The organism is Herpetosiphonaceae bacterium, assembly GCA_036374795.1.
In the GTDB taxonomy this organism is placed as follows: domain Bacteria; phylum Chloroflexota; class Chloroflexia; order Chloroflexales; family Kallotenuaceae; genus LB3-1.
In genome coordinates, this window is sequence record DASUTC010000270.1 from 37,938 (window position 1) to 44,243 (window position 6,306).

The following is a 6,306-nucleotide window of genomic DNA, read 5'->3' on the forward strand; positions in this document are numbered from 1 at the left end:
GCGAAGATCCACAGCCGCCAGCGCGCTAGCGCAGCCGCGCTCGATCCTGGCGGTATTTTGCGACCGCCTCAGCCCGGTTGCGCGCCTGGAGCTTGCGCAGAATATGCTGCACATGCTTTTTGGCCGTCGACTCGGCAATGACCAGCCGATCGGCGATCTGTCGGTCGGTCGCGCCCTCAGCGAGCAGATCCATCACCTCGATCTCACGATCCGTCAAGCTGGCAACCGGCGAAGCCTCGGCGTGGCTGGCGCGCTGAAAATGAAACAGCGCCCGCGCCGCTGTCTGCCGCGACATCGCGATTTGCCCATCGATCACACCCGCAATCGCGCGTACCAGTGCATCCGGCTCGATGTCCTTAGTCAAGAAGCCAAAGGCGCCCGCCCGCACCGCCGCGACGATTAGATCGTCGTTCGCGGCGATCGTGAGGATCACCACGCGCGTTTGAGGTAGCGCCTGCACCAGCTGTCGCGTGACTGTGATACCATCGATGTCCGGCAGGTTCATGTCCAGCACAACAATGTCGGGCACCAGCTCAAGCGCCAACGAAAGCGCGCCGGTGCCGTTTGCCGCCTCGCCAACGACGGCAAGCTGCGGATGTTCATCGAGGACATCGCGCACAACCCGGCGGAAGAGACTGTGATCGTCGACGATCAGGACACGGCTACACAGCTCGGCCTTCATGGGGAATGCGGTATGCTGGTGGATAGGACGAGAGCTGGCCGATGCCTGAATGCTCATGCCAGCCAGGGTAGGGAGGGGGTGCAGCATAGCAACCTCATTCGGAGCAACGAATACATCAAGGGCCTTCCGTAGTGTGCCATCAGGCCGGGGCGAGTGTCATGCGGGTGTCATGCGGGTGTCATGTCGGGTGCCCTCTGGGCATGGCGCCCCACATGATACCCGGCGCGGGCGTCCCCCAAGTATTCCCCGTTCCGATGCAGAATCGGCTGGTTCCCGCACAGGCTCCTCGAGCCCGCACGAGAAACGAAGGATTCACTTAAAGAAACTGAAAAACATGCTTAACGATACGGCTGGATCTTCAAATATGAGTACAACATGCATGTTCATCAAGCTGGGCGGCTCGATCCTTACCGACAAGACGCAGCCCGAAGCACTCGACACCGCCACGCTGCACACCGTCGCGACGACGATCGCGGCCACACTGCGGGAGCAGCCCGAGCTGCGGCTCTTGATCGGCCACGGCGGCGGCTCGTTCGGGCATTACTGGGCGCAGCAGTACGGCACGCAGCATGGCGTCCATGATGCCCTGGGCTGGCAGGGCGTGGCGCGCGTTGCCGACGCGATGGGCCGCCTCAACCGGATCGTCGTTGCCGCGCTGCTGGAGGCCGGAGTCAGCGCCGTAGGCGTACAGCCGCTAGCATCGGCGAGCGCGGAGGGCGGCACGCTGCGCGAGCTGGCGCTGCCGGTGATTGAGCGGCTGCTGGACGTGGGGATCGTGCCCGTGGTGTACGGCGATGTGGTGCTGGATCGTCTTCAGGGCGCGGCGATTATTTCAACCGAGCAGCTCTTCGCCTATCTCGCGCCTCAGATCCAGCCCCGACGGATCGTGCTGGTCGGCGAGGCCGGAGTCTACACCGCCGATCCCCGCCATGATCCCACCGCCGTGCGGATCGCGCAGATTAGCGCTGCCAACATCGAGACGGTGCTGGAGCAGACGGGCGCGTCGCACGGCACTGATGTCACCGGCGGCATGGCCGCCAAGGTCGCGCAGATGTGGAGCCTGGTACAGTCGGTGCCAGGGCTGGACGTGCTGCTGATTGGCGTGGAGCCGACGGCCCTGCGGCGCGCGCTGTACGGCGAGGCGATCGACGCGGGCACGCTGATCAGGCGCTAGGACATAGCCACTGCCAGGGCTGACTATTGCGTCGCCCTGGCAGTGATTACGCCGCCTTTTTACTCAGGTGCCCACGGCGAAGGCGTCAGACCTCCTTGCCGCAGACGCTTTAGCGGCTCGTCGCATACAGCGCCGCGATCTAGTCTAGCCCGAACTCGCCCGTGTTCACATACTCCATCGCCAGCATCGACCAGAAATCGATCGCCAGTCGATTCAACACGTAGTCATACGGCAGCCACCCGTAGCCGTGATCGCCCCAGGTGGTGCCCCAGGAATTGCGCAGCAGGAGCGCGCCCTTGGTTTTAATGTTGTGCTGCGTGTTCGTGATCACGAGGGTATCGTCGTAGCCAACCGCAGCGACCGCATGGCCCCAGATGGCGCGCTCGCTCGGACCCGGATAGGGGAAGCCACCCGTGACATCCGCAGCGCCGAACGACGGGAAGCCGAAGAAGCCGAACATCGAGGGGATTCCTGCGGCGAGATAGCGCTTCACGCTTTCAAGCACCGCCGCCGGTTGGAGGTTCTGGCCCAGCGGATCGTGGGCAAAATACCTCAGGCACTCGTAGTTTTCGGCCAGTGCATAGACGAACGACGACGGCTCCTCGTCAAAGGTCCGCTCGTGACTCGGGCCGGGCTGTGTGCGATCGGTATAGGGCCAGTATTTTTCCGGCGGCACGCCGCACAGCCGCAGCGCGCCCATCGTGTAGCGCAGCCAGCTTCCGGTATCACCTGCGACGCCCATCAGGTTGCGCGTCGTCTTGTACACAAAGAGCCGCGAGCCGTCCAGGTGCTTTCCAAAGGCGCGGCGCTCGAAGTACTCGACGATCCCGACCGCCGCATGAGCGGTGCATGAGCCGAGCCTGCCCTGGTTTTCGATCGGAGAGCACCACTGGCGCAGATCGACGATCGTCGGCAAGGTAGCCAGATTGCCCCGCATCATCGGCGCGATCTTTAGCGCCTGTTGAATCTTGGCAATCTCCGGCTGCTCCGTCGTATAGTCCCGCATATCGGGAACCGGGGGCAGCCAGCCCGTGCCGACAACTGCGCCGGTTTCCGGCACCTCGATCTTTGCATTGAAGACGGGCGTGAACGCTGGCGAGGGGAGCGGCGTTGGTTCTATGCGAAGGTCTTTTTGAGCTGCGACGTCTTGGACGACCATAACATACCTCCTTGTATGTTGCCGAAGCTTAAGCCATCAGCTCACGAGAGGTTAGAATCGGCACCTCCTTTATGTCTTACTGGTGAACAACAACAGCAAAGGTCTGTTGCTCGGCAGGCGGCGTTTCTTTTTCCCAGGGCCGGATATACTTCAAGGCGATCGAGGTTTCGCCCTGACCAACCGCGCGGAATGTCCACGCCTCTGTGCCGCCTGCTCCGGGCAGCACGGTAGCTGGCGGCTGGTACTCCGACCCCTCTAGCTTCACGATCGACTCGTCTACCGGCTGGGCTAGCTGCCACTGGTAGCCGGTGCTTGGGTTGGACTCAAGCCTGATTGTGAACACCTGCCCAAGCGCCACGTCGACCGGCTGTGCCGGATCACGAAATACTGGTACTGGTTCCATAGTTGCCGAACCATGAGGTGATGACTCTGGCGTGTTGCTTGCCGGGACGAGCTGTTGACTACAGCCTGTCAGCAAGAGGACCAGAGCAATGCGGATCACAAGTGCGCGGACTGACATTCTTATGCGCCAGTTCATACTGGTAGCACGTCCAATCTGTTGGATCGTACCGACATATCATCGAGCCGCCATGCGGCATCTTCGTCGAGCCGTACCGCCACACTAGATCTTCGGCTCATCCGTACGCCCGATGCTATCGATACATGCGCGTGGCTTTGTCATCGTTTGAACGCCAAACCTGAGAAAGAGCGAAACCACATCATCTGAACTGTGCTGGTGGAGATTCTGTGCCTGTTTAGGCTACATCAACGATGCCCTGTTGTGCGTAGCGACTCGTTAACGGGCCGGAGAGATCTCGTTACACATGCCGCATCCAAGATCGGGATGCCTCGTGCTCGATACGGAGCGTTGCTGCCAATACAACAAGGAGCCTGCGAGCGTGCAGGCTCCCTTTCGCTTGTGCTGTACCGGGTTCTAGTGTTCTGCCGCGAGCGTCGTGATCGTCGGAATGCGGTTCCACATCCAGAACGAGATCGGCATCAAGATGAATGTCAGCGAGAACGCCCAGGCAATAATTGACCAGACCAGCGAGGCCCACCAGCCGATCAGCACGAACCAGATCGCGCGCAGCGCCAATGGCTGCTGAGGACTCATCGGGCGCGCATAACGATAGGGCTGGCGTCCGGGCTGATGATGTAACGTTGTTACCTGCGGGATCGCGTTCAACATCATAAGGCCCACCGGCAGCCCAATCAGCGTCAGATTGAAGAGCCAGGCGAAGATCGTCCAGACCAGGCCAAGCCACCAGCCGATCAGGAAGAACCAGATCGCGCGCAGCAATAGGTTGGTGCTGCTGTCAAGGATAACGCTCAACGGCTGTGGCGGCGTGTAGTTGACTACGACGTTCGTCGTCATGCCCTGCGCCATCGCGGGCTGCATCGTCGGCACAGAGTACGGCATCGCGGCGGGCTGACTCAGCGGGGAGGCACAGTAGACGCAAAAGCGCGCGCCCGCTGGATTGGCTCTCACACATGATGAACAGATCGGGCCAGTCATCGGTGCGTTGGTGAACGTGTACGTCGGCTGCGGAGCGGCAGGCTGAGCCGCGCGAGCAGAGAATGTCGTACCACAGATTCGACAAAAGCGCGCATTTTCGTCATTGGGGGTATCGCATTTTGTGCAGAGCATAGCGTTAACTCCTTGGTTCCAATCTGCTGCTATGACGCTGCCGGGCACAAATTGTTGCACAGAACGGCTCAGAAGAGCTGCGACTGTTCAAGCGACTCCTGGGGCGCGCTCACCGGCAGATGCAGCCGCGCCTGCATCGCGCGAATCGTCGCCGGCGAGTGTCCCTGATAGTGGTTGTTGGCATAGGCAAACACATGCAGGCCGCGCTCAAGCATCCGCCCGATCTGACGTGCCCACCAGTCAAGATCGGCGGCGCGCTCAAGTTCAGGCCGCACATAGCTAAAGTCATCGGCGATCATTCGCCGATCGCCGAGCCAGCGGATATACCCGAAATCCGCCGTAACCGGCGTGGTCCGTGGCATCCACGGCAGATCGACATGCGCCAGCGCCACGTTATGCGCGCGCAGCAGATCGTAGAGCGGCTCTGATAGCCAGCTCTTATGCCGTAGCTCCACCGCCCAGCGCAGATCCGAGGGCAGCGCGGGCAGCAGCGCGGCCAGATCGGCGAAATGCTCGGCGGTAAACGATGGCGCAAACTGAAACAGGAGCGGGCCGCATTTATCGCCTAATTTTCGCATGATCTCGGCGAATGCCTGCACATCGGCCTCGACATCGACCAGCTCGCGGTCGTGGGTGATCGAGCGCGGCACTTTCGCGGCAAACACAAAATCGGCGGGCGTGCGCTCGCGCCACGCTTTAATCATCGTCAGGCTGGGCGAGCGGTAGAAGGTCGCATCGATCTCGACGGTGTTGAACTGCTGCGCATAGACCGCGAGATACCGGGCGGTGGTCGTGCCCGTGGGATAGAACGGCCCGACCCAATCGTCATAGCTCCAGCCCGACGTTCCCAGATGAATCAAGCTCTGGCTCATGATCATGTTCCTCCCTACCACGATCATACACGATCCGTGTGACAGCGAGCGCGACACGCCCTACGACGACATGGTATGATAGCCTGATATTGTCCTTGCGCGTGGCCCTATTCTTGCCGCAGAGAACGTATAGACCGTCACGGCGCGAGTCTTGCTTAGGTAGCAACCTAATTCCAGGTGCAGAATCAGGGCGCATCTGTGGAAAACAGCCGATTCTGCATCAAGGTGGGGAATGTTGGGGGACTCCCCAAGCCCCAGGCCGGACGGCGCACGGGTACGCCCTCAGTCGAGGGCGCGCACACGTAGGGCCAGGCACCGCGAACCAGGCTTCCCCCAGGATGACGTTCCGATCTGACATCGAAAGGGGACGAAAAGGTTACGCGACGTTGCACGAGATGATCTGTTGATATGCTTGAACGATTACACAAAGTATTAGCAAAAGCGGGCGTAGCCGCGTTGCGACCAGCCGAAGATATGATCATGGCCGGGCGAGTCACGGTCAACGGTCGTGTCGTGCGTGAGCTTGGCGCGCGGGTCGATCCTGAGGCCGATGTGATCGCCGTCGACGGCCAGCTTGTCGAGATGCGCAAGCCGAGCGATCCATATCGCTACCTGATGGTGCATAAGCCGGTTGGCGTGATCTCGACCGCGCAGGATACCCACGATCGTCCGACCGTCGTCGGGCTGGTGCCAAGCGACCGCCGCCTGTTTCCGGTTGGGCGGCTCGACGCGGATAGCGAGGGCCTGATCCTCCTGACCGACGACGGCGAT

At 61.3% G+C, this 6,306-nt stretch carries 7 protein-coding genes; 2 read left to right on the top strand and 5 right to left on the bottom strand.

What is annotated here, in order from left to right; genetic code table 11:
• Positions 1 to 25: 25 nt before the first annotated feature.
• Complete coding sequence (locus VFZ66_20900; GenBank protein HEX6291656.1) at positions 26 to 769, bottom strand: response regulator transcription factor; 744 nt, start codon at positions 767 to 769, stop codon at positions 26 to 28.
• A 277-nt stretch (positions 770 to 1,046) separates the two neighbouring features.
• Between VFZ66_20900 and VFZ66_20905 the strand changes: the two genes are divergently transcribed.
• Positions 1,047 to 1,856 carry an isopentenyl phosphate kinase gene (locus VFZ66_20905; protein ID HEX6291657.1) on the top strand — a complete coding sequence of 270 codons (810 nt, stop codon included), beginning with the start codon at positions 1,047 to 1,049 and terminating at the stop codon, positions 1,854 to 1,856.
• 139 nt (positions 1,857 to 1,995) lie between these two features.
• On the opposite strand, the gene VFZ66_20910 is transcribed toward VFZ66_20905, so the two are convergent.
• The 4 genes from VFZ66_20910 to VFZ66_20925 form a co-directional block, all read right to left on the bottom strand.
• A complete protein-coding gene (locus tag VFZ66_20910; protein ID HEX6291658.1) occupies positions 1,996 to 3,015 on the bottom strand; it encodes a C1 family peptidase in 1,020 nt (339 codons plus the stop codon).
• A 76-nt stretch (positions 3,016 to 3,091) separates the two neighbouring features.
• Positions 3,092 to 3,418, bottom strand: a complete 327-nt coding sequence (locus tag VFZ66_20915) for a protease inhibitor I42 family protein (GenBank protein ID HEX6291659.1) — start codon at positions 3,416 to 3,418, stop codon at positions 3,092 to 3,094.
• A 531-nt stretch (positions 3,419 to 3,949) separates the two neighbouring features.
• The gene (locus tag VFZ66_20920) at positions 3,950 to 4,435 is read right to left on the bottom strand and encodes a hypothetical protein (protein ID HEX6291660.1); all 486 of its coding nucleotides are present in this window, start codon (positions 4,433 to 4,435) and stop codon (positions 3,950 to 3,952) included.
• A gap of 296 nt (positions 4,436 to 4,731) precedes the next feature.
• Positions 4,732 to 5,535, bottom strand: a complete 804-nt coding sequence (locus VFZ66_20925; GenBank protein ID HEX6291661.1) for a DUF72 domain-containing protein — start codon at positions 5,533 to 5,535, stop codon at positions 4,732 to 4,734.
• A 408-nt stretch (positions 5,536 to 5,943) separates the two neighbouring features.
• Between VFZ66_20925 and VFZ66_20930 the strand changes: the two genes are divergently transcribed.
• Positions 5,944 to 6,306, top strand: a 363-nt coding sequence (locus VFZ66_20930; GenBank protein ID HEX6291662.1) for a S4 domain-containing protein, incomplete at its 3' end; no start/stop codon positions are given.

Excerpts from the sequence above, each read along its gene's own strand:
- VFZ66_20900 (HEX6291656.1), bottom strand. The coding sequence starts at position 769 with ATGCTGCACCCCCTCCCTACCCTGGCTGGCATGAGCATTCAGGCATCG.
- VFZ66_20905 (HEX6291657.1), top strand. The coding sequence starts at position 1,047 with ATGAGTACAACATGCATGTTCATCAAGCTGGGCGGCTCGATCCTTACC.
- VFZ66_20910 (HEX6291658.1), bottom strand. The coding sequence starts at position 3,015 with ATGGTCGTCCAAGACGTCGCAGCTCAAAAAGACCTTCGCATAGAACCA.
- VFZ66_20915 (HEX6291659.1), bottom strand. The coding sequence starts at position 3,418 with ATGGAACCAGTACCAGTATTTCGTGATCCGGCACAGCCGGTCGACGTG.
- VFZ66_20920 (HEX6291660.1), bottom strand. The coding sequence starts at position 4,435 with ATGCCGTACTCTGTGCCGACGATGCAGCCCGCGATGGCGCAGGGCATG.
- VFZ66_20925 (HEX6291661.1), bottom strand. The coding sequence starts at position 5,535 with ATGAGCCAGAGCTTGATTCATCTGGGAACGTCGGGCTGGAGCTATGAC.